We start from the raw sequence: 20,565 nt of genomic DNA, 5'->3' as shown, positions 1-20,565 counted from the left end.
AGAAGCCGATACGCGGCACCTCGCACAAGAGCATGCCGGGCTCGCCCTGCCGTAGTTGACCTATTAGGTGGCTACCCGGGGCATGGGTGTCAAGGATGCGGTACGGGGCGCGACAATGGTTCCCTGTTGATTACCTCAAGCAAGGGTGAACAAAGCCATCGGGCGTGCCCGAATTGCAGCCCTTAACATGCAAAAAGGCACCGAACGGGCGGGTTCGGCGCCTTTGCTTCATTCGGGCGAGTCGCCTTCGATCAGGCGCTCGTCGCGGATTCCTCGGCCCGGTCCTCGTAGATGTAGAGCGGGCGCGCCTTGCCCTCCACGACCTCGGGAGAGATCACGACTTCCTTCACGCCCTTCAGGCCTGGAAGCTCGTACATCGTGTCGAGAAGGATCGCCTCGAGGATGGAGCGCAGCCCACGAGCGCCGGTCTTGCGTTCGATGGCCTTGCGCGAGATCGCGCGCAGCGCTTCCTCGTGGAAGGTCAGGTCCACATTTTCCATCTCGAAAAGCCGCTGATACTGCTTCACAAGCGCGTTCTTCGGCTCCATGAGAATGGTAATGAGCGCATCCTCGTCGAGATCCTCAAGCGTCGCGATCACCGGCAGGCGGCCGACGAACTCGGGAATCAGGCCGAATTTCAGCAGATCCTCGGGCTCAAGCTCGGCGAAAAGCTCGCCCGTCTTGCGGTCTTCCGGTCCCAGCACGGTCGCCTTGAAGCCGATAGAGGTCTTGCTGCCCCGGTCGGATATGATCTTCTCCAGGCCCGCGAAAGCGCCACCGCAGATGAACAGGATGTTCGTGGTGTCCACCTGCAGGAATTCCTGCTGCGGATGCTTGCGTCCGCCCTGCGGGGGAACGCTCGCCACAGTTCCTTCCATGATCTTCAGGAGCGCCTGCTGCACGCCCTCGCCCGAAACGTCGCGGGTAATCGATGGATTGTCGGATTTGCGGCTGATCTTGTCGACCTCGTCGATATAGACGATGCCGCGCTGCGCGCGTTCCACATTGTAGTCGGCCGACTGCAAAAGCTTGAGGATGATGTTTTCCACATCCTCGCCGACGTAGCCTGCTTCGGTAAGTGTCGTGGCATCGGCCATCGTGAACGGAACGTCGAGGATTCGCGCCAGCGTCTGGGCGAGCAGCGTCTTGCCGCAGCCCGTCGGCCCGACGAGCAGGATGTTCGACTTCGCAAGTTCGACGTCGTTGCTCTTGGAGGCGTGGTTCAACCGCTTGTAGTGGTTGTGAACGGCAACGGAGAGAACCTTCTTCGCGCTGTCCTGGCCGATCACGTAATCGTCAAGCACCTGCCTGATTTCTTGCGGGGTCGGCACTCCGTCACGCGACTTCACCAGCGAGGATTTGTTCTCCTCGCGGATGATATCCATGCACAGCTCGACGCACTCATCGCAGATGAAAACAGTCGGGCCGGCGATCAGCTTGCGAACCTCGTGCTGGCTCTTGCCGCAAAACGAGCAGTAGAGCGTGTTTTTCGAGTCGCCGCCGCTGGCCTTGCTCATGTGTTAGTCCCCGCATCTCCTGGGATGCATCAAATGCCATCCCGTTTCGTATTGCGGACAAAGAGCAGGCCCAGCCCCCCCTTTGCCTCCGGACGCCCCATTTTCCGGTGTCCGGACAACGCATTCACCGATCGTGGGTCACAATCGGCGGTATCCTAAGAATGTCACCATGCTTCGCCCTTAAAAATCAACATACGTTTAAGGCAAAGCTAAAGCACTACGGTTAACGCCGCGATCACCACAGAACACTGTGGCAAAAGCGCGACGGCTTATTTCTCCTGCGTCTCGCCCAGTTTCGAACGGTCGAAGATCACCTCATCGACAATGCCAAAGTCCTGCGCCCGTTCGGCCGTCATGAAGTTGTCGCGCTCCAGCGCTTCTTCGACGGAATCGAGGCTCTGCCCCGTGTGCTTGACGTAGATATCGTTCAGCCGGCGCTTGAGCTTCAGGATTTCCTGGGCATGCAGCATGATATCGGCCGCCTGTCCCCGGAAGCCGCCGGACGGCTGGTGCACCATCACGCGGGAGTTGGGCAGCGAGTAGCGCATTCCCTTGGTGCCCGCGGCAAGCAGCAGCGATCCCATGGAGGCCGCCTGGCCGATGCACAACGTGGAAATTTCCGGGCGCACGAACTGCATCGTATCGTAGATCGCGAGGCCCGAGGTCACGAGACCTCCCGGAGAATTGATGTAAAGCGCAATCTCCTTGTTCGGATTCTCGGCTTCCAGATAAAGGAGCTGGGCGCTGATCAGGGCCGCCATATGATCCTCGATCGGCCCGGTCAGAAAGATGATGCGCTCCTTGAGAAGGCGCGAATAGATGTCGTAGGCGCGTTCCCCGCGGTTCGTCTGTTCGACGACCATCGGCACTAGCGTGTTTACCGCGAAATCGACAGGATCTTGCATGCCTCGTCCATGGTTTGGCGAAAACTGGGAAGGCCAGGACCGGAAACCCATTTCCGAAAAGGCGTCCCGCGCCCTCGCCCGTGTTCGTTCGTCATGAGTCGAAAAAAGCGACACCCGGAACATAGGGGATGTCGCTTCGTTTCGAAAGATAGGCAACGCATCACGCACAACAAGGGTTAAGCGAATGCGTTGCGCGACATTTGCGAGGGCGCGTCAGGCGGCGGCCGTCTCTCCGTCCTCGTCGTCTTCCGCCATCAGCTCTTCCTTGGTGACCGTCTTGTCCGTCACCTTGGCGAGCGTCATGATGTAGTCGACCACCTTCTCCTCATAAATCGGGGCGCGAAGGCTGGCGAGCGCCTGCGGGTTGCTGCGATAGAATTCGAACACCTGCTGCTCCTGACCGGGGAACTGGCGAACGCGGTCGTAAAGCGCGCGCTGCACCTCGTCGTCGGAAACCTGGATGTCGTTCTTCTCGCCGATTTCGGAAAGCACCAGCCCCAGGCGCACGCGGCGTTCGGCAATACGCTGGTATTCGGCCTTCGCCTCTTCCTCGGTCGTCTCTTCGTCCTCGAAGCTCTTGTCTTCCCGCTCCATGTCGGCAAGGACCTGGCGCCAGACGTTGTCGAATTCGGTCTCGACCAACTTGCCGGGCAGATCGAACGAATAGGCCTCGTCGAGCTTGTCGAGCAGCTGGCGCTTGATCTTCTGGCGCGTCATCGCGCCGAACTGGCTTTCGATCTGCTCGCGGATCAGCTCTTTCAGCTTGTCGATGGAATCAAGGCCCAGCGTCTTGGCAAGCTCATCGTCGAGCTTCACTTCGCCAGGGGCCTGGATTTCCTTGACCGCGATATCGAAGGTCACTTCCTTGCCGGCAAGATGCTTCGCCGCATAATCTTCCGGGAAGGTCACGGAAATCGTCTTTTCGTCGCCGGCCTTCAGGCCCACAAGCTGCTCCTCGAAGCCGGGGATGAAGGACTTGGACCCGATCACCAGATGGCCGTCCTCGTCGCTGCCGCCTTCGAAAGCTTCGCCGTCGAGCTTGCCGACATAGCTCATGGAAACGCGGTCGCCTTCCTCTGCCGCACCGTCCTTGGTCTCGTAGGGGCGGTTGGCTTCGGCGATGCGCATCGCCTGCTCCTCGACCTCTTCGTCGGAGATCTCGACGATCGGGCGCTCCAGCTCGAGCGTCGAAAGATCGATCAGCTCGAACTCGGGCATGAGATCGTAAGACATCTTGAAAGCGAGATCGGCGTTGCCTTCCAGGATGGCTTCCGCCTCCTCCTCGGGAAGGTCGATCTCGGGCTGCAGCGCTGGCTTTTCCTCGCGCTCCTCGATCGCCTTCTGGGTCGATTCCTGGATCAGGTTGGACAAAAGCTCGGCCATCGCCTGGCGTCCGTAAAGGCGCTTCAGGTGGGCCTTAGGCACCTTGCCCGGTCGGAATCCGTTGATGCGGACCTTGCCTTTGAGGTCGTCGAGATAGGAATCTAGGCGGCTCGACAGATCCGAAGCCGGAATGACGACTTTCAGTTCGCGCTTCAGGCCCTCGGCCAGGGTTTCGGTCACCTGCATGGTAATATGCTTCGTCCTCGGTCTAGAACGTCTGTCTGACAGCGTCGCGCTGGCAGGATGAATTGAGAATTGCCTACGACTTCGCCGCTAAGACCGGTATCCGGCTCTCCAGGCATGGTGCGGGCGGAGGGACTTGAACCCCCACGGCTTGCGCCACCAGAACCTAAATCTGGCGTGTCTACCAATTCCACCACGCCCGCAACGGTCGAAAACGCCCGCAGCCGAGGCGCGGCCTCTATAACATCGAGATCGGCGGGGTCAAAGAAAAAACGCGGTGAATGGCGCTTGTCCTCAGCGCCCGCCCTCCGCAAGCTCGGCGATCACGCTCTTGAGAGCTGGCAAAAGATCCTCCGAGATCAGCCCCGCTCCGGCCACCCTTGCCGCTTCGCCATGCATCCACACACCGGCGCAGGCGGCCTCAAAAGCCGGCATTCCCTGCGCCAGCATAGCACAGATGATCCCGGCCAGAACATCGCCCGAGCCCGCGGTGGCAAGCCAGGCAGATCCGTTTTCGGCAATCGCCGCGCGCCCGTCCGGCGCGGCGATCGTCGTGTCGGCGCCCTTGAGCACGACCGTCGCACTGCTCTGCCTTGCCGCCATGCGCGCCCGATCCGGCTTCGAGATCGAATCTTGCGCGGCTATTTCGGGAAACAGCCGCGCAAATTCGCCCTCGTGCGGCGTCAGGACGACGCCGCCGCCCGCCTTCTTCCGTATCTCCGTGAACAGTTTCTGCGGTTCCTTTGCGAAGCTGGTCAGAGCATCGGCATCAAGCACGGCTGAGCGTTCGCCATCAAGGCAAAGGCCAACCCGCCGCCTCGTGGCTTCCCCCACGCCCGCCGCCGGGCCGATAACCACTGCGTTCAGGCGCTTGTCGGAAAGGATATCTGCGAACTCGTCGGCATTCTTGTAGGTCTTCAGCATGACGGCCGTCAGATGCGCCGCATGAACGAAGGCGGCCCGCGGCGACGCCGCAACGGTTGAAAGGCCGGCGCCCGCGCGAAGGGCCGCGACTGCCGCAAGCCTTGCCGCGCCGGTGCGCGTGGCAGCACCAGACACGGTCAGCGCGTGGCCGCGGTCGTACTTGTGCCCGGCCATCCTTGGCAGGTGCCAGGCGCCAAGCCAAAGGTCGCGGTCGTTGACGAATGTTTGCGGACGGATTTCGTCGAGCACCTTTTCGCGGATGCCGATATCCGCCACGCTTACCCCGCCGCAAAGTTCGCGCCCCGGATATAGAAGGTGACCCGGCTTTCGGCGGAAGAAAGTGACGGTGCGGCTTGCGCGGATCGCTTCGCCCGGCGCCGCTCCACTATCTCCGTAGACACCCGACGGCAAATCGACGGCGACGACCTTCGCTCCCCGTTCGTTTACCAGACGGACGACTTCCGCCGCATCGCCTTCGAGCGGCCGGTCGAGGCCGGCGCCGAACAGAGCGTCCACCACCAGCCGGGCTTCTTTCAGGCGCTCGGGCAATCTGGAAAGGTTGAGCCTTTCGATCGGCACGCCGGCGTTTGCGGCATCGTCGCGCGCTGTCGCCGCATCCCCCTTCAGGCGGCTCGCTTCGCCAAACAGCAGAAGCCGTACGGAATATCCGCGCTTCTTGAGGATCCGCGCAGCCACGAATCCGTCGCCGCCATTGTTGCCCGGTCCCGCCAGCACCAGCACTTGAGAGGCATGGTCCATCATCCGCGCGCAGGTGTCGGCGACCGCAAGTCCGGCCGCGTTCATGAGTTCGATACCCGGCATACCGGCACGAATCGTGCGTTGATCCGCCTCGCCCATTTGCGAAGGCGTCAGGAGTAATTCCACCAAAAGCCCCCGTCTCAGGTTTCACCCGCGATGACGACGTCCTGCGGCTCGGCCAACTCGACAAGGTTGCCGTCCGGATCACGTATATAGATGGAGCGAAGGGGCGAAACCGCGCCGGTGCGGGACACCGGCCCCTCCTCGATTTTTACATTCGCATCCGCTAGGCGCCTTTCCACCAACTCAAGGCTTTCCACCAGAAAGCACAGGTCGCCCGAACCGGATGTCGGCGCTTTCGCGCGTGGCGAAAATTCAGCCCCCGCCTTGTGCAGGTTGATCTTCTGACGGCCGAACTGAAGCGCCCTTCGGCCTTTGCCGAAGGTCACCTCCTCCATTCCCAGGAGGCCGGAATAAAAGGCGACGGTCTCGTCGATGTCCTTGACCGTCAGCACCACATGGTCGAGCGAAAGAATACGCATGGCCGAACTGCTCCACATTCTATTCCACCGCCTGCACGGATCATTGTCAGACTGGCGTTATTTTCACACCCGCATGCGTCGTTCCACAAGGATTTCCCGCCGGAAATAACGCTCCGCACCCTTCGCGCGGGGTCATAACCGCCGATTCTCTGCCTATTTTTTATGCGTTATGATTACTTTATGATCACTATTGATCGCCGCACTTCGCTACAGCCCGGGATTTCCTGACCCATTTGCCGCATTTGGAGGCGTTTTTTTCGGCATGCGCGCTTGGCATGGCTCGTGCTAGACCATCCTGCAAGCAGACGATCCCACCCGGATGCGGACTAACCGCTCGGTCCGAAGGTTCGGAGTTTGTCGCGTCAGTATGACAGCGCAATCTCCCGCCGAACGTCAGGTCGGGATCGACCGCCCGGCCGAAAGCATCTGACGCGGAGAGACGGAGGCTATGAAAAAAATCGAGGCGATTATCAAACCCTTCAAGCTGGACGAGGTCAAGGAAGCGCTTCAGGAGGTAGGCCTCCAGGGCATCACCGTCACCGAAGCGAAGGGTTTCGGCCGCCAGAAGGGCCACACCGAACTTTATCGCGGCGCCGAATACGTCGTCGACTTCCTGCCCAAGGTCAAGGTCGAGATCGTTTTGACTGACGACCTCGTGGAAAAGGCTGTCGAGGCAATTCGCGGTGCCGCCCAAACCGGCAGAATCGGCGACGGAAAGATTTTCGTCTCCAGCATCGAGGAAGCCGTCCGCATCCGCACCGGCGAGACCGGCGTGGACGCCATCTGAACAGCTCGATCCGGCGCCGCCTCCGGCCAACAGCCAAGGATCGAGCTAAACGACTGCACGTCGCCAATCCAACGTAAAAACCTGGGAAAACCGTAATGACGACCGCTAACGAAATTCTGAAAGAAATCAAGGAAAAGGATATCAAGTTCGTCGATCTGCGCTTTACCGACCCGCGCGGCAAGCTGCAGCACGTGACGATGGATGCCGGTCTCGTCGACGAGGATATGTTCGCTGAAGGCGTGGCCTTCGACGGTTCCTCGATCGCCGGCTGGAAGGCGATCAACGAGTCCGACATGCAGCTCGTTCTCGACCCCGAAAGCGCGCACGTCGATCCGTTTTTTGCTCAGTCCACGCTCGCCATCATGTGCGACATCATCGACCCGGTCTCGGGCGAGGCCTATAACCGCGATCCCCGAACCACGGCCAAGAAGGCCGAGGCCTACATGAAGACGCTCGGCATCGGCGACACCGTCTTCTTCGGCCCGGAAGCCGAGTTCTTCATCTTCGATGACGTGCGTTTCTCGGCCGACCCGTACAACACCGGCTTCCAGGTCGATTCCATGGAACTGCCGACCAACATGGGCTCGGAATACGAGACGGGCAACCTCGGCCACCGTCCGCGCACCAAGGGCGGCTACTTCCCGGTTCCCCCGGTCGACAGCGCCCAGGACATCCGCTCCGAAATGCTGACGGTCCTGACCGAAATGGGTGTCGTCGTCGAAAAGCACCACCACGAGGTGGCCGCCGCCCAGCACGAGCTCGGCATCAAGTTCGACACGATGGTTCGCAACGCGGACAAGATGCAGATCTACAAGTACGCCGTGCATCAGGTCGCCCATGCCTACGGCAAGACGGCCACCTTCATGCCGAAGCCGGTCTTCGGCGACAACGGCACGGGCATGCACTGCCACCAGTCGATCTGGAAGGAAGGCCAGCCCGTCTTCGCCGGCAACCAGTATGCCGACCTTTCGGAAACCTGCCTCTACTACATCGGCGGCATCCTGAAGCACGCCAAGGCGCTTAACGCCTTCACCAACCCGTCGACCAACTCCTACAAGCGTCTGGTTCCGGGCTACGAGGCTCCGGTGCTTCTGGCTTATTCATCGCGCAACCGTTCGGCCTCCTGCCGTATTCCGTTCACGGCATCGCCCAAGGCCAAGCGCGTCGAGGTCCGCTTCCCCGACCCGTCGGCGAACCCGTATCTCTGCTTCGCAGCCATGCTCATGGCCGGTCTGGACGGCATCAAGAACAAGATCCACCCGGGCGACCCGATGGACAAGAACCTCTACGACCTGCCGCCGGAGGAGTTGAAGGACATCCCGACCGTTTCCGCCTCGCTTCGCGAAGCCCTGGAATCGCTCGATGCCGACCGCGAGTTCCTGAAGGCCGGCGGCGTCATGGACGACGACCAGATCGACGCCTACATCGAGCTGAAGATGGAAGAGAACATGCGGTTCGAAATGACGCCGCATCCGGTCGAATACGACATGTACTACTCGGTCTGAGCGGCATCGCTCGACGGCCGGAACACCGGCTCGGAAAAACATGGGACCCGCGCTCTGTCGGCGCGGGTCTTTTTTTGCGCGAGGTTGCATCTGTCAGATCCCTTCCACGCCAGGGGTGCAGCTATCGAGCATCTCCCTTACCATTTCGTCATACTCGTGCTTGGCTGGCCGGGTTTTTCCTTTTGCGCCTCGGAAAAACAGCAACTCCGGAAGGAAAAGGTGAAAATATTGATTAAAAATATTTAATATTTCAGATTAGTTGGCTAAATTACCCAGAGACTAATATTCTCGGCATTAATAAAATCACTTTTAATTAATTTAAACTGCGCATTATACGCCAGTGTATGGAGTGTCCGCGTGCTTGAAAATGTGCGGTATCCGGATTTCATTATTATCGGTGCGACCAAGGGTGGCACGAGTTGGATCGTTGCCAACCTTCAGCTACAGAAAGACGTTTCAATTCCAATGCAACCAAGTGCCGGGCTGCACTATTTCAGCAGGAATTTCGAACGCGGGACGGACTGGTATCTCGATCATTTCTCCGGCGTCAGCGACGATATCGCGATCGTCGGTGAGAAATCTGCAAGTTATCTCCCACATCCCGACGTGCCTGCACGCCTGAAGGAACTGCTTCCTCGGGTGCGCCTGATCGCCCAACTGCGCAATCCCGTGGACCGCGCCTATTCGGACTATTGCATGCACTTTCGCAGGGGCCAGGCGGATGGCGACATCGCGCGTTATCTGGATCCGGACCGCACCCCGATTCCACGGCTTTTGGACGATGGCCGTTATTTCACTCACCTTTCCAGGTATCTCGATTTCTTCGAGCCGGACCAGCTGCTGGTGACGATCTACGAAGAGATGGAAAGGGATCCGGCCAGCGTCTTTCGCTCAATCGCCCGGCATGTCGGCGTAAAGGACCCGTTCATTTCCCAGGACATCGGCAAGCGGGCCAAGGCCAGGGACACCGCGATGCTGCCGTTGGGAGTGCGCAAGGCCCTGGGGCCGATGAAAGGTATCGTCGCCCCATTTCGCCATACGGCTGCGTTCAGGTCGGCGCGCGCCTTGATCGCAAAGCCGAACCGCTATCCTCCGCTGACCGAACCGGTACGCGCGCGCCTCGAAGCTTACTTCCAGCCGGAAACGGAACAGCTCGCCCGTCTCCTGGGAAGAGACCTCAACGAGTGGCGGAGGGTCGGCACGTCTGACGCCGCATAGAGCGCTTGCCCTGAAAGCGGGATCGCTTTCGGGATCAGAATCCGCTCCGGGACCAACAGCCTGCGGTCGGCTTACGGACCCGGAGTTAACTTGCATATCCTTATCGCGAAACCCTGATCGATTTTTGCGGGATATGCTCCAGAAAGCGGGGGGATGGAGTGGTTGTTTGGGTCACGGGTCTTTCCGGTTCCGGCAAAACGACATTATGCGCGGCACTGAGATCGCTGCTGAAGCCGCGGATACCGGAACTGGTTCTTATCGACGGCGATATCGTGCGCGAGATTTTCGGCGGGGATCTCGGCTTTGGCGAGGCCGATCGCGCACGCCAGATCAAGCGCATACAAAGCCTTGCGAGAGAGCTCGACAAGCAAGGTCAGGTCGTAATCGTCGCGGCTCTTTATGCGCACCCCGATCTTCTCCACTGGAACAGGCAGAACTTTAAAGATTATTTCGAGATTTATCTGGACGCGCCGCTCTCATTGGTTCGTCAGCGCGATCCCAAAGGGCTTTACGGCAAGGCGGCCCGCGGCGAGATTGAGTCCGTCGTCGGGATAGACGTGCCGTGGAACCCGCCCGCAAATCCCGATCTTCGCATTGATGTGGCGACGGTCCCCAAGCCGGCGGAACTTGCAAGAAACGTTGCGCAGGCAATCCCGCGTTTTGCAGCGGCCCTGCAAATCGACCAGATGGACGCCGTTTCATGAGCGAGCTCGTCCTCGACCGCATCCGGTATTTCGAGCTGGAAAAGCTTGCTTTCGGCGCATTCCAGCCCGTTACCGGCTTCATGACGGAGGACGAGTTCAACAGCGTGGTCGACACAAGGCGGCTGCCGGATGGATCGCCGTTTCCCCTGCCGATCGTCCTTGGCGTCGGCGCAAGCGATGCCGAGCGGCTTCGGCGCGCGCCTCGCGTTTCATTGCTGCACGAGGGGCAAGAAGTCGGCGAACTCGATCCGCAAAGCGTTTACACGGTCGACAAGGCGGCTGCGGCAAGAAAGATATACGGCACCGACGATACCGCCCATCCCGGTGTGCGGTTCTTCATGCAGGGTGGAGACTGGTTCGTCGGAGGGCCGGTTTCGCTCAAGAAACGGATCAGGCACGGGCTCTCCCGATATGAGCTGACGCCTGCGGAGACGCGCCGCCTTTTCAAATCCCGGGGCTGGAAAAGCGTTGTCGGCTTTCAGACGCGAAACGTGCCGCATCGCGCGCATGAATACCTTCAGCGCGTCGCGCTCGAGATCGCGGACGGCCTTTTCGTTCAGCCGCTCGTCGGCTTGAGAAAAGCCGGCGACTACACACCGGAAGCCGTTATCGCGGGCTACCGGGCGCTGATCGACGGTTTCTTTCCGCCGGAGCGCGTGGTCCTCGGCATCTTGACGACATCGATGCGCTATGCCGGCCCGCGCGAGGCTGTGTTTCACGCGATCATCCGCCGCAACTACGGCTGCACCCATTTTGTCGTCGGCCGGGATCACGCGGGCGTCGGCAGCTACTACGGCAAATATGAGGCGCATGAGGCGACGCGTGAATTCGAAGGTGAACTCGGCATCGAGGTTCTGCGGCTGAACGGCCCGTTTTATTGCGACGGATGCCGAACGATCGTCACGGAACACACCTGCCGACACTTCTCTCAAGCGCCAGCAATGATCACCGAAATTTCCGGCACGGATATTCGCTCGGCTTTGGCGGGAAAAGGGGCAGTCGACGCAAATATCATCCGGCCCGAGATTGTAGCCGCACTGGCGAACGTCCCCTTGTTCATTGAGGGAGAGGAAATGTGAGCAAGATCCAGATCGTCGCGACAATCGGGCCGGCAAGCTCGTCTCCGGAAATCCTGCGCGAACTCGAAGACGCCGGCATGACCGTTGCGCGGTTGAACGGATCGCATAACGAGCTGGCCTGGCATGCCGACACTATAGCCCTTATTCGCAAGGTCTTGCCGAACACGCCCATTCTTCTCGATATTCCGGGCAGGAAGATCCGCACGACCCAACTCATCGCCGAGCCCAGGTTCAAGATCGGGGATACGATCGTCCTGACGACGGATACCTCCTACACGGGCAGTGAAAAGGTGCCCGTGAATTACCCGAGCCTGCACGAGGATCTGGCGCCTGGAAATATCATCCTCGCCGATGACGGCACGCTCAGGTTCACGGTCGTCAGGGTCGATGACCGGGATATTTACGTTGAAGCCAATTGCGACGGCCGGTTGAGAAGCCGCAAGGGCATCAACGTTCCCTTCGTCCGTCTTCGCACCCCCATGATCACCCAGCGGGATCGTGACATGATGGCATTCGCCGTCGAACAGGAGGTCGACTTCGTCGGCATCAGCTTTGTGGAATCCGCCGCCCACGTCGAGAGTATCCGTGAGCTTGCCGGCGGCAACTGGCCGCGCATCGTCGCCAAGGTCGAAAACCAGATCGGCCTCGACAATGTGGAAGACATTCTCAAGGCGACCGATGCCGTCATGATCGACCGTGGCGATCTGTCGGTCGAAACCAACGTGGAAAACGTCGCGCTTTACCAGAAGCGCGTCCTGAGCGCGGCGAAAGCGCACAGCAAGCCGGTCATCGTGGCCACCGAGATGCTGCACAGCATGATCGAGTCGCCCATGCCGACCAAGGCCGAGGTCAGCGACATTACGAACGCGGTGCTTGATGGTTGTGCTGCAACGATGTTGTCGGGCGAGACCGCGTTTGGCGCCTTCCCGGTCGAATCGGTCAGGACGATGCGCCGCATCGTCGATGCGGCCATGCACCATGTCGTCGGCTCGGGCGCCGTGAAAGGTCACCTCGAAACGCCGCAGGCCATGGGCGATGCCATCGGCTTGATCTGCAATGAACTGGCAATCACCAAGGTGGTGGCCATCACGATATCGGGGTTTGCCGCGCGTCTGGTTTCCTCACGTTCTCTCAGGCAGCCCGTATTGGCCGTGAGCAATGACCATATGGCGGCGCGCAGTTTCAACCTGCTTCAGGGCGTGCGGGGCATTCATCTCGATATCGAGTTTCCGCGCACCTCCACCGACCATATAGCCGAATGTCTCGAAGCTCTTTTCCATCAGGGCGAACTGACGCTTGAGGATGTCGTGCTCGTAACCACTGTCGGCTATCCGCGCTCAGGCAACCGGATGAACCTCATTCAGACCCATCGCATCGGTGACCTGGCTGAAGCGCTTCACTGGGATCTTTCGTCGATAATGCAGGGGAGCAGTCCTGCGCAAAAACAACCGGCGTAGAACCTCCGGCTTCATTCCATCCAACTGGAGGAAGCGCCTTCTAAAAGGCCAGACATGGAAGCTGCTGTTACTGTTATCTTCTTCAGCTTCGTACAATCCCTGTTCGGGATGGGCTTGCTTGTGTTCGGTACGCCTACCCTGCTTCTTTTGGGTTTTGAATTCTCTGAAATACTGGCGACTTTGCTGCCAGCCTCAATCGTGATCAGTTTGTTCCAGCTTTACGAAGACAAACTGGTCGACGGGCGCTTCGCGCGTCAGTTCATCGTCTGGTGTCTGCCGGCGCTGGGCGTCGGGCTTGTCGCTTTGCTGAAGTTCGGGGCTGCGATATCGCTGGAGCTCGCGCTTGGCACGATCATGCTCCTGAGTGTCTGTTGCCAGGTTTTGCCAAGGTACTCGGTGAAGACGAACGGCATGATCCGTCATCACCTGAAGGCATGGTTCGTCATAATGGGTGTCGTGCACGGCATCTCGAATCTCGGCGGCAGTGTTCTGGCTTTGGTTACGAACTCCTGCTTCCGGGAAAAGTCCGAAATCCGCAGAACCATCGCCTTCTGCTACTTCTGTTTCGCGTGCATCCAACTGATTATATTATACAATTTCAAACCGGAAATATTCACCTGGAGCCAGGTATACCTGATGGCGCTGGCCGGAGCCGTATATGTCGCCCTCGGCCGGCGAACGTTCGCCAGCCTTCAGCAGGCCGCGTTTGAGAAATTGTTCCTGGCCTTCATGTTCGGCTATGGCGTGGTTCTGGTCTCCAAGGCATTCGCCTGACGCCCCCTCTCCCATTTCCCCCGTGAAATCCCGATTCGCAGCTCTCCTGTCTTCCCCGCGAAGGCGGGGACCTCCCTCAACACTCCGTATCCTGCCGTCATGCGGCACACCGTGCCCTGTCGTCGCGCCACATGCCGCGCCCAATCCTTCGTCTTCGCCGGGCCCAGACCCGGCGATCCATAAGGCATTGGCAAAACACGTGGTGGCTGCGTGGATTCACGGGTCATATTGATAAAATCTCATGCCGCCAGCTCGGAATATGACGGGTTTTCGTTCAGCACAATCTAGGCTAGAATCGATTCGCTTCCGGACAGGAGCATGCCGCCCGCCTTTGGCGAAGCCGTTGACGGTTCTGTCTATAATTTACTCCTTCCCGATCATGTCGACTTCGGGCTCGGGAGGCGGTTGGCGGGCGACGCTTCATGATGAGCCGGGAGAAGCGTCATGACGAAGGAACTTCTTGCCCCCCGCACGCTTGAGGGTATCAAGCGTCTTGCAAAAAATATCTCCAAGGAAACTGGCCAGCAGCACTCAAGAGCGCTGGATTCTGCCGCCCTATGCTCCGGATATCAGAATTTCGCGCATGCCCGACGAATGCTGTCTCGTGCACATGAGCCGAACGTAGAGCCTCAGACATTCATCTTCATCACGGGTTATTGGTACGACCACGACACTAAAGAAGGTGGACGGGAGACGCTGAAGCTTCGCGTATCCAAGCCACTCGAAGAGATCATCACGACGGCACAGTTGCGCGTTGCCGCATATCTAAGTCGTTTCCGCCGAGTGTCCGCCGACCATCTAGTTTATCGCTTCCAGTATATCAGCCAGCAGAGCGCCAGGCATTTTGTCTGCCAAGCCGCACGCGCCCTGCAGTTCATGGATGCGACTGGTTTGAAACCATCAACTAGCAGAAAACTAAACCCTAATTTGCATATGGGGGAACGCCTCCCGGGAATAGACCACAGCACCGTCTGGCGCGATCCTGAAACCGGCCAGATTATAGTGGTAGACGAGCCTTATGGCGGTGGTGCTACATGGCAGCAGGAGCGTGACACCTGGTCGCGCAGGCATGGTTGGGAAATTATCAAACCCAGTTGGAGCGGTATCTACTTTCCTGACGGAGGCACTGAGTTCTATCTACTTGCCGATGTCTCAAAAGGTAATCCCCTCCAACGCATTGCCACAACATTAGATAAAGCGCCAACACCCGTCGTTGCCAGTCGATGGAATGGTGAGTCCGCACCTTGGGACAAGCTTTTTTCCACTCCTGGCGAGATCGCCTCGGCCAAGACAAATCATGAAAGAAAGAAATCTTCCCAAAAAGTTACAAAGAAAATTTCAGCTAAAACCATCGGCTATCATTCAATGTTCGGGAATGTTCGGCGAAAGCCCGATACCAGAATGCCGGTCGAGGCACACAGCCAAATTGGCAAGCTTCTCATGCCGGTTCTCGGCGCTGCCTGGAAGCGTCAGGGCGTCCGAAACCGGCTCGAAACGGTTCGCAGCGAGTTGGATGATTGGGTGCAGAAGGAATACTTGCGGACAGAGCTTTCGGATGAGGTGTTTCACAAGCTTTACTACGGCGATGTGCAGCATCGGTTCAGATCCAACGAGAAACTTGATATAGCCGAACTCACCCACAAATTATCTGCAGCCGAGCGCATACTCAAAAAGCATTATCCCGATTGCGAGCCTTTGAGAGCGATACTGCGGAAATTGGAAAAAGCGCGTGAATCACTCGAAAAGTGGAAGGTGTAAGAAGCTCAAAAACGCAAAGAAACAAAATGAATGCGCGGGCGTTGCCCGCGCATGAAAACCAGAAACGCAATAACGTAGCCACAGCTGCGACAATTAGTTTCTATCATCACTCCCTCAATCCACGCCCCCTCTCTCCCATTTCCCCCGTGAAATTGCGTCCCGCATCGGCTATAGAGCGGGCCGGCCTTGTTTCTGAGCACTTTTCGGGCCGGCTACTCAATCCAATCACGGGAAATATGGAAACTGGCGAGATGACCGCTTTCAAATCGGACTTTCTGAAGACCCTCCAGGAGCGAGGCTTCATCCATCAGGTGTCGAACCCGGAAGGGCTCGACAAGCTGTATTCGTCCGAGACGGTCACCGCCTATATCGGCTTCGACTGCACGGCGAAAAGCCTGCATGTCGGTTCCCTCGTCCAGATCATGATCCTGCACTGGATGCAGAAGTGCGGGCACCAGCCGATCGCGCTGATGGGCAGCGGCACCACCCGTGTCGGCGACCCTTCCTTCCGCGACGAGGCGCGCCCTCTCCTGACCGAGGAAATGATCGAGGAGAACAAATCCGGCATCCGCAAGGTGTTCGACCGGTTCCTGTCCTTCGGCGAAGGGCCGAGGGACGCGCTCATGCTCGACAATGCCGACTGGCTGATGAAGCTCGAGTACCTTCCGTTCCTGCGCGACGTCGGGCGGCATTTTTCGGTCAACCAGATGATCCAGCGCGATTCCGTGCGCCTGCGTCTGGAGCGCGAGCAGCATCTGTCGTTCCTTGAGTTCAACTACATGCTGCTGCAGGCCTATGACTTCGTGGAGCTTTACCGGCGCACCGGCTGCCGCGTTCAGCTTGGCGGATCGGATCAGTGGGGCAACATCGTCTCCGGCGTCGATCTCGGCCGGCGGATGGAGGATGTGGAGCTTTTCGCCATCACCACGCCGCTCCTGACCACGTCTTCGGGCGCGAAGATGGGTAAGACGGCGGCTGGCGCCGTCTGGCTCAATCCGGACATGCTGTCGGCCTATGACTACTGGCAGTATTGGCGCAACACCGAGGATGCGGATGTCGAGCGTTTCCTGAAGCTCTTCACCACGTTGCCGCTCGACGAGATTTCGCGGCTTTCAAGCCTCGGCGGATCGGAGATCAACGAAGCGAAAAAGGTTTTGGCGACGGAAGCGACCGCCATGGCCCATGGCCGCGAGGCGGCGGACCAGGCGGCCGAGACGGCCCGCAAGGCCTTCGAGGAAGGCGCGCTGGCCCAGGGTCTGCCGACGGTCGAGATCAGCCAGGGTGACCTCAGCGAAGGCCTGGGCCTTTTGAGTGCCGTCGTGACCGCCGGGCTGTGCGCCACCAACAGCGAGGTTCGCCGCAACATCAAGGGCGGTGCGATCCGCATCAACGACAAGCCGGAAAGCGATGAACGGCGCGTGCTGACGGCTTCCGACCTGGTCGAGGACGGTGTGATCAAACTCTCGCTGGGGAAGAAGCGCCACGTTCTTCTGAAGCCGGTCTGACTTATCCCCGCTTGAGCCTCACGGTTCGGCAAAGATCTTGAGAAACAGAATCCGGCGGCCCGCAGGCGCCGTCGGATTTCTCATTCACCTTTTTGGCCCCTTAAAGCACCGAATTAGGCATGTTTTGCGTCGAGTTGGACGCTTTCGCGGATCGATTCCGCAATTTTCGATATCCTATTGATAATCAACGATATTCAAACAATTTGCGGAAGATTCCGGGCGCGATTGCCGAAACCGGGTTGACCGAAAGCTGCGGGTCGGCAAGTGCGCCCGTTACCCGATAGGTAACGCCGATCAACCCTTCGTCGCTGCCGCCGCCAAGCGCGAAACCGAGCACCGGGATCTTCGCAAACAGATTGTTGAGCGCGAAAGCCGGCACGAAAGTGCCTGTAAGATCAAGGGTTTTGCTGCCTAGGTTCACAGTCCCGGAAAATGTCCCGCCGACGGTGGCGCCCGTCATGGTGCCATCTGTCACGGTAATGGTATCTCCGCTTCGGCGGAAGGAAACGCTCATGCGCTGGAATGACGCCTCACCCTGGCGCACGGCCCCGAGATTACGTACCAACGCGCCATCATCACCCGCCACCGGACGTATCGTACTCAGCTCCTTGATCGCCGGATCTTCGGTGATCGACAGGTCCTTCACGACAAGCGAGCCGACCCAATTGTCATTGGCGTCCATATCGACGGAAAGCCTCCCGCGGCCGCCGCGCATGCGCTTGTAAAAGTCGAGGAATCTCAGAACCTCTCCGGTATTCGCCAGCGTCCCGCTCAGCATTCCTCCTTCGCCGTCCGGTGAATAGTCTACCTCAAATGCGTTTTTGCCGCCGGTCAGCCCCTTCAGCGACAAATCCTGAAGGTCATCGCCCGACCGCTCGAGGTCAAGCTTCACGTCCCGCGCCGACACACCGTTGAAACCGAGCAAGAGAGCGATATCGGCATTCACCGATATCGAGCCGCCCTCGCCTGAATTTTTGCCGGAATCCGTGCTGTTCGAACGAATTGCGGCGATCAGGCCGCGCCCGTCGAACTGCTGCGCGGTCAGCTCCGCGCGAAGTGCGTCGCGGCCGGTCCTTGTGATCTTGAGGGATGCGGAATCGCTCGGGCGAAGCTTGAACTCGCTGAAACGCGCTTGCTTGAGCTCGCCTGATGGCGCCAGGTAGACGGCACCTTTGATGTCGACACCCTCCGAGGTCAACTGGAAGTCCCGCAACTCCTGTCCGGCATCGGATTTAACGAGTTCGAATTTCGCCGAACCCGGGACGCCTGAGCTCTTTTGCCAACCCAGTTCCGAGATTGCGACCTTCGCATTCGTCAGGTCAATCTCGTAAAGCTGGCCCTGAGCGCTGTTGTCGAGGGACACCGTCATGTCGCCGCTGACCATCGAACCGAGGTCGATGCCGCGTTTTTTCAGGTCTTCAGCCGATACGTCGAGCACAATACCCTGCCGGGCGAGGCTTTCCGTATCGCCCTGCGTGATTTCGCCAAGCGGCTCGAATATGTCGATATCCGCCGCAAGGCCGTCGAGGCGGCCCCGCCCGTTGACCGCAAAACTGCTGCCGTCGACCGAAAACGACAGATCTGCTTTCTCGATCCGCCTCCCCTTCACCGGCTTTGCGATCGAAAAGCCCTTGAGATTACCGGTCAGCTTCCAGTCGACATCCTTGAAGCTCTGCTTCTTTACAAGCGGAAATTCCGCCTCCAGATTAAGCGTTCCGTCTCCCGACAGGTCCTGCGGCGAAATACCTTGTTTTTCCAATGCATTGAACGGGTTGCTGTCGAGAATTGCACCAAGCGCGGCGCTCGCCCCCTCGCCCGCGATTTCCAGCCGACCCACCTTGCCTATCTGCTGACGAAAGTTCGGAATCGAAAATTTCACCCGAGGCACGGCGACCGTTTCTCCGCCGCCCGGGTCGAAACGTCCGTTCGTGCCGTCGATCGTCAGGGCTTCGTCCGCGATGACGAGAGCACCATCCACATCCTGTAGCGCCGGAACGGTGCCGATACTGGTAAGTCCGACGCCGTTAAATTTGATTTCCGCGCCAACGTCATTGCCGCTCCAACCCGGATCCGGGCTCGAACGGTCGAATGCTCCAGGGCCCACCGATACATTCGCGCGCCCGTGTTCGATGTTGCCCGAAAGCAGATGATCGATCACCCAGTCGCGCGCCGGCGGCGCAAAGGTCACGGGCCACAGGCGTTTCAGCGTGGCGACCGGCATCCCCTCGCTTTCAAGCGCGAGCGCCAGATAAGGGCCCTCGTCGGTCAACTGGACAGACCCCGCGCCGTCTATCTTGGCGGTAGCGGCGCGAATCGCCGCCCGATCGAAAAAGATCGTGCGCTGTTCCGGATCTGCTCTTCCCTGCACGAGCAAAGTACTTACGGGCAGCGGCCTGCCCGAAACATCGCCCGGCAGTATCCGTGCGTTGCGCGAGATTATCTTGTAGGACCAGGCGTCGCCCCAGTCGCGCGGGCTTTCCACCAAGCCCTGGAACGGGATCACCGTCCGCCCTCTCACGTAGTGAGAAGGCTGGATACGAAACCCGTCGAGGCCAGGAGCCCAGGCGAACCCGACATTTATGCGGTCGAATGCCACGACCGATCGACCGGTCTTGATCCAGCCTCCGGCAACCTCGATGTTGAAGCGCGCATTCTTGAAGGTGCCGTCCTGCGTCAAGCGCCCTTCGAAGCGCGGTTGAAACGGCACGCCAAGCCCTTTTCCCGGCTCGAGATCCCGTTCGCGCGCCATGAATTCGCCGAGCGTGAGCGGGCTTGAGGAGGCTGAAACGATTCGCTCGCCGCTTTCCGGGTCAATCATGCGCCGAAATTCGATCTCCCAGCGGCCGAAGCGCCCCGCAATATCCGCCTCCAGGATCAGGCTATCCTTTTCGCCCCGTGAGAGGCGGGCATCTATGCCGGAGATATAGCGGTCGCCATCCGCGCGGATGGTGACATCGCCATTCACCACCTGGATGGATTCCAGGCCGCGTTTGGCGAACGCATCCATAATGGCTTGCGATGCCTTATCGATCCTTTCGATCACATCGGCCATCTTTGGAATGTCTTTTCCAGCCGGCTTCGGCCGGAAAATAAGATGCAGCCGCTCAAGCGTCAGGGAACTGATTCTCACGCGCCCCTCGAGCAAGGCGGAAAGCTCCACCGGAATTACAACGCGCGGAACGGTTACCGAGAAGCCCTGCTCGTCCTGCGAGCCAACCGTCATGTTTTCGATTGTGATCGAAGCTTCGTTCGAAAGCGTAAAGTCGATGGATGCGCTGGTCACTGCTGCCGGGAGGCCGTTTTCCGCAATGCGATCTTCAACAAGACGCGCAAGCCTGGGCACATCCACCGGGCCTGAAACCACGAAATATGCGGCCGTTCCGGCAAGGATCGCGATCAGCAGGAAAATCGCAATAGCGATTCGCCTGCCCCAGCGCCTGCCGGCATGCGTATTTTCCGAATCTTTTCGCCGAAACAGTCCTCTAGTCAGGGCGGTCGTTTCCTTCCCGGAGTGTTTGTTCGCTTCGCTTTTTCTGCGTCGTCATGATAGCGCTTTAAGCCAACT

Annotated in this window: 15 protein-coding genes and 1 tRNA gene; 9 read left to right on the top strand and 7 right to left on the bottom strand. The window is 59.2% G+C overall.

Annotated features, from left to right (window positions below):
- Positions 1 to 251 precede the first annotated feature (251 nt).
- From clpX to HPQ64_RS13275, 6 genes are all read right to left on the bottom strand, one after another.
- Positions 252 to 1,517 carry an ATP-dependent Clp protease ATP-binding subunit ClpX gene (gene clpX, locus HPQ64_RS13300; protein ID WP_172888980.1) on the bottom strand — a complete coding sequence of 422 codons (1,266 nt, stop codon included), beginning with the start codon at positions 1,515 to 1,517 and terminating at the stop codon, positions 252 to 254.
- Positions 1,518 to 1,786: 269 nt separating this feature from the next.
- The gene (gene clpP / locus HPQ64_RS13295) at positions 1,787 to 2,422 is read right to left on the bottom strand and encodes an ATP-dependent Clp endopeptidase proteolytic subunit ClpP (RefSeq protein ID WP_172888979.1); all 636 of its coding nucleotides are present in this window, start codon (positions 2,420 to 2,422) and stop codon (positions 1,787 to 1,789) included.
- Positions 2,423 to 2,635: 213 nt separating this feature from the next.
- Positions 2,636 to 3,991, bottom strand: a complete 1,356-nt coding sequence (gene tig, locus HPQ64_RS13290) for a trigger factor (RefSeq protein ID WP_172888978.1) — start codon at positions 3,989 to 3,991, stop codon at positions 2,636 to 2,638.
- Positions 3,992 to 4,106: 115 nt separating this feature from the next.
- Positions 4,107 to 4,191, bottom strand: a tRNA-Leu gene (locus tag HPQ64_RS13285).
- 91 nt (positions 4,192 to 4,282) lie between these two features.
- Positions 4,283 to 5,797 carry an NAD(P)H-hydrate dehydratase gene (locus tag HPQ64_RS13280; protein WP_343035999.1) on the bottom strand — a complete coding sequence of 505 codons (1,515 nt, stop codon included), beginning with the start codon at positions 5,795 to 5,797 and terminating at the stop codon, positions 4,283 to 4,285.
- A 14-nt stretch (positions 5,798 to 5,811) separates the two neighbouring features.
- Positions 5,812 to 6,213: a VOC family protein gene (locus tag HPQ64_RS13275; RefSeq protein ID WP_172888977.1), complete on the bottom strand. Its 402-nt coding sequence runs from the start codon at positions 6,211 to 6,213 to the stop codon at positions 5,812 to 5,814.
- A gap of 448 nt (positions 6,214 to 6,661) precedes the next feature.
- Between HPQ64_RS13275 and HPQ64_RS13270 the strand changes: the two genes are divergently transcribed.
- From HPQ64_RS13270 to tyrS, 9 genes are all read left to right on the top strand, one after another.
- On the top strand, positions 6,662 to 7,000 hold the full coding sequence (locus HPQ64_RS13270; protein ID WP_172888976.1) for a P-II family nitrogen regulator: 339 nt from the start codon (positions 6,662 to 6,664) through the stop codon (positions 6,998 to 7,000).
- A 95-nt stretch (positions 7,001 to 7,095) separates the two neighbouring features.
- Positions 7,096 to 8,505, top strand: a complete 1,410-nt coding sequence (gene glnA, locus HPQ64_RS13265) for a type I glutamate--ammonia ligase (RefSeq protein WP_172888975.1) — start codon at positions 7,096 to 7,098, stop codon at positions 8,503 to 8,505.
- A gap of 357 nt (positions 8,506 to 8,862) precedes the next feature.
- Complete coding sequence (locus HPQ64_RS13260; protein WP_172888974.1) at positions 8,863 to 9,723, top strand: sulfotransferase domain-containing protein; 861 nt, start codon at positions 8,863 to 8,865, stop codon at positions 9,721 to 9,723.
- A 113-nt stretch (positions 9,724 to 9,836) separates the two neighbouring features.
- Entirely contained in the window at positions 9,837 to 10,427 is a 591-nt protein-coding gene (cysC, locus tag HPQ64_RS13255) for an adenylyl-sulfate kinase (RefSeq protein WP_246270747.1), read from the top strand.
- A complete protein-coding gene (sat, locus tag HPQ64_RS13250) occupies positions 10,424 to 11,506 on the top strand; it encodes a sulfate adenylyltransferase (RefSeq protein WP_172888972.1) in 1,083 nt (360 codons plus the stop codon). The genes cysC and sat overlap by 4 nt, the downstream gene beginning before the upstream one ends.
- Complete coding sequence (gene pyk / locus HPQ64_RS13245) at positions 11,503 to 12,963, top strand: pyruvate kinase (RefSeq protein ID WP_172888971.1); 1,461 nt, start codon at positions 11,503 to 11,505, stop codon at positions 12,961 to 12,963. Before sat ends, pyk begins: the two co-directional genes overlap by 4 nt.
- 54 nt (positions 12,964 to 13,017) lie before the next feature.
- Entirely contained in the window at positions 13,018 to 13,737 is a 720-nt protein-coding gene (locus HPQ64_RS13240) for a TSUP family transporter (protein ID WP_172888970.1), read from the top strand.
- 444 nt (positions 13,738 to 14,181) lie between these two features.
- Complete coding sequence (locus HPQ64_RS13235; RefSeq protein WP_172888969.1) at positions 14,182 to 15,495, top strand: DUF5623 domain-containing protein; 1,314 nt, start codon at positions 14,182 to 14,184, stop codon at positions 15,493 to 15,495.
- Positions 15,496 to 15,746: 251 nt separating this feature from the next.
- Entirely contained in the window at positions 15,747 to 17,000 is a 1,254-nt protein-coding gene (tyrS, locus tag HPQ64_RS13230; protein WP_172888968.1) for a tyrosine--tRNA ligase, read from the top strand.
- Between the two features lie 184 nt (positions 17,001 to 17,184).
- Here the strand turns inward: tyrS and HPQ64_RS20725 are convergent, their stop codons facing one another.
- A complete protein-coding gene (locus tag HPQ64_RS20725) occupies positions 17,185 to 20,364 on the bottom strand; it encodes an AsmA-like C-terminal domain-containing protein (protein WP_172888967.1) in 3,180 nt (1,059 codons plus the stop codon).
- Positions 20,365 to 20,565 lie beyond the last annotated feature (201 nt).

The sequence above is a fragment of the Hongsoonwoonella zoysiae genome, assembly GCF_013266695.1.
GTDB classification, from domain to species: domain Bacteria; phylum Pseudomonadota; class Alphaproteobacteria; order Rhizobiales; family Stappiaceae; genus Hongsoonwoonella; species Hongsoonwoonella zoysiae.
This window is presented reverse-complemented; position numbering and strand designations above follow the sequence as displayed.

Bases quoted from the DNA above. Each gene is read 5' to 3' on its own strand.
- HPQ64_RS13240 (WP_172888970.1), top strand. From the start codon at position 13,018: ATGGAAGCTGCTGTTACTGTTATCTTCTTCAGCTTCGTACAATCCCTG.
- clpX (WP_172888980.1), bottom strand. From the start codon at position 1,517: ATGAGCAAGGCCAGCGGCGGCGACTCGAAAAACACGCTCTACTGCTCG.
- glnA (WP_172888975.1), top strand. From the start codon at position 7,096: ATGACGACCGCTAACGAAATTCTGAAAGAAATCAAGGAAAAGGATATC.
- tig (WP_172888978.1), bottom strand. From the start codon at position 3,991: ATGCAGGTGACCGAAACCCTGGCCGAGGGCCTGAAGCGCGAACTGAAA.
- clpP (WP_172888979.1), bottom strand. From the start codon at position 2,422: ATGCAAGATCCTGTCGATTTCGCGGTAAACACGCTAGTGCCGATGGTC.
- tyrS (WP_172888968.1), top strand. From the start codon at position 15,747: ATGACCGCTTTCAAATCGGACTTTCTGAAGACCCTCCAGGAGCGAGGC.
- HPQ64_RS13270 (WP_172888976.1), top strand. From the start codon at position 6,662: ATGAAAAAAATCGAGGCGATTATCAAACCCTTCAAGCTGGACGAGGTC.
- sat (WP_172888972.1), top strand. From the start codon at position 10,424: ATGAGCGAGCTCGTCCTCGACCGCATCCGGTATTTCGAGCTGGAAAAG.
- HPQ64_RS13275 (WP_172888977.1), bottom strand. From the start codon at position 6,213: ATGCGTATTCTTTCGCTCGACCATGTGGTGCTGACGGTCAAGGACATC.
- HPQ64_RS13235 (WP_172888969.1), top strand. From the start codon at position 14,182: ATGACGAAGGAACTTCTTGCCCCCCGCACGCTTGAGGGTATCAAGCGT.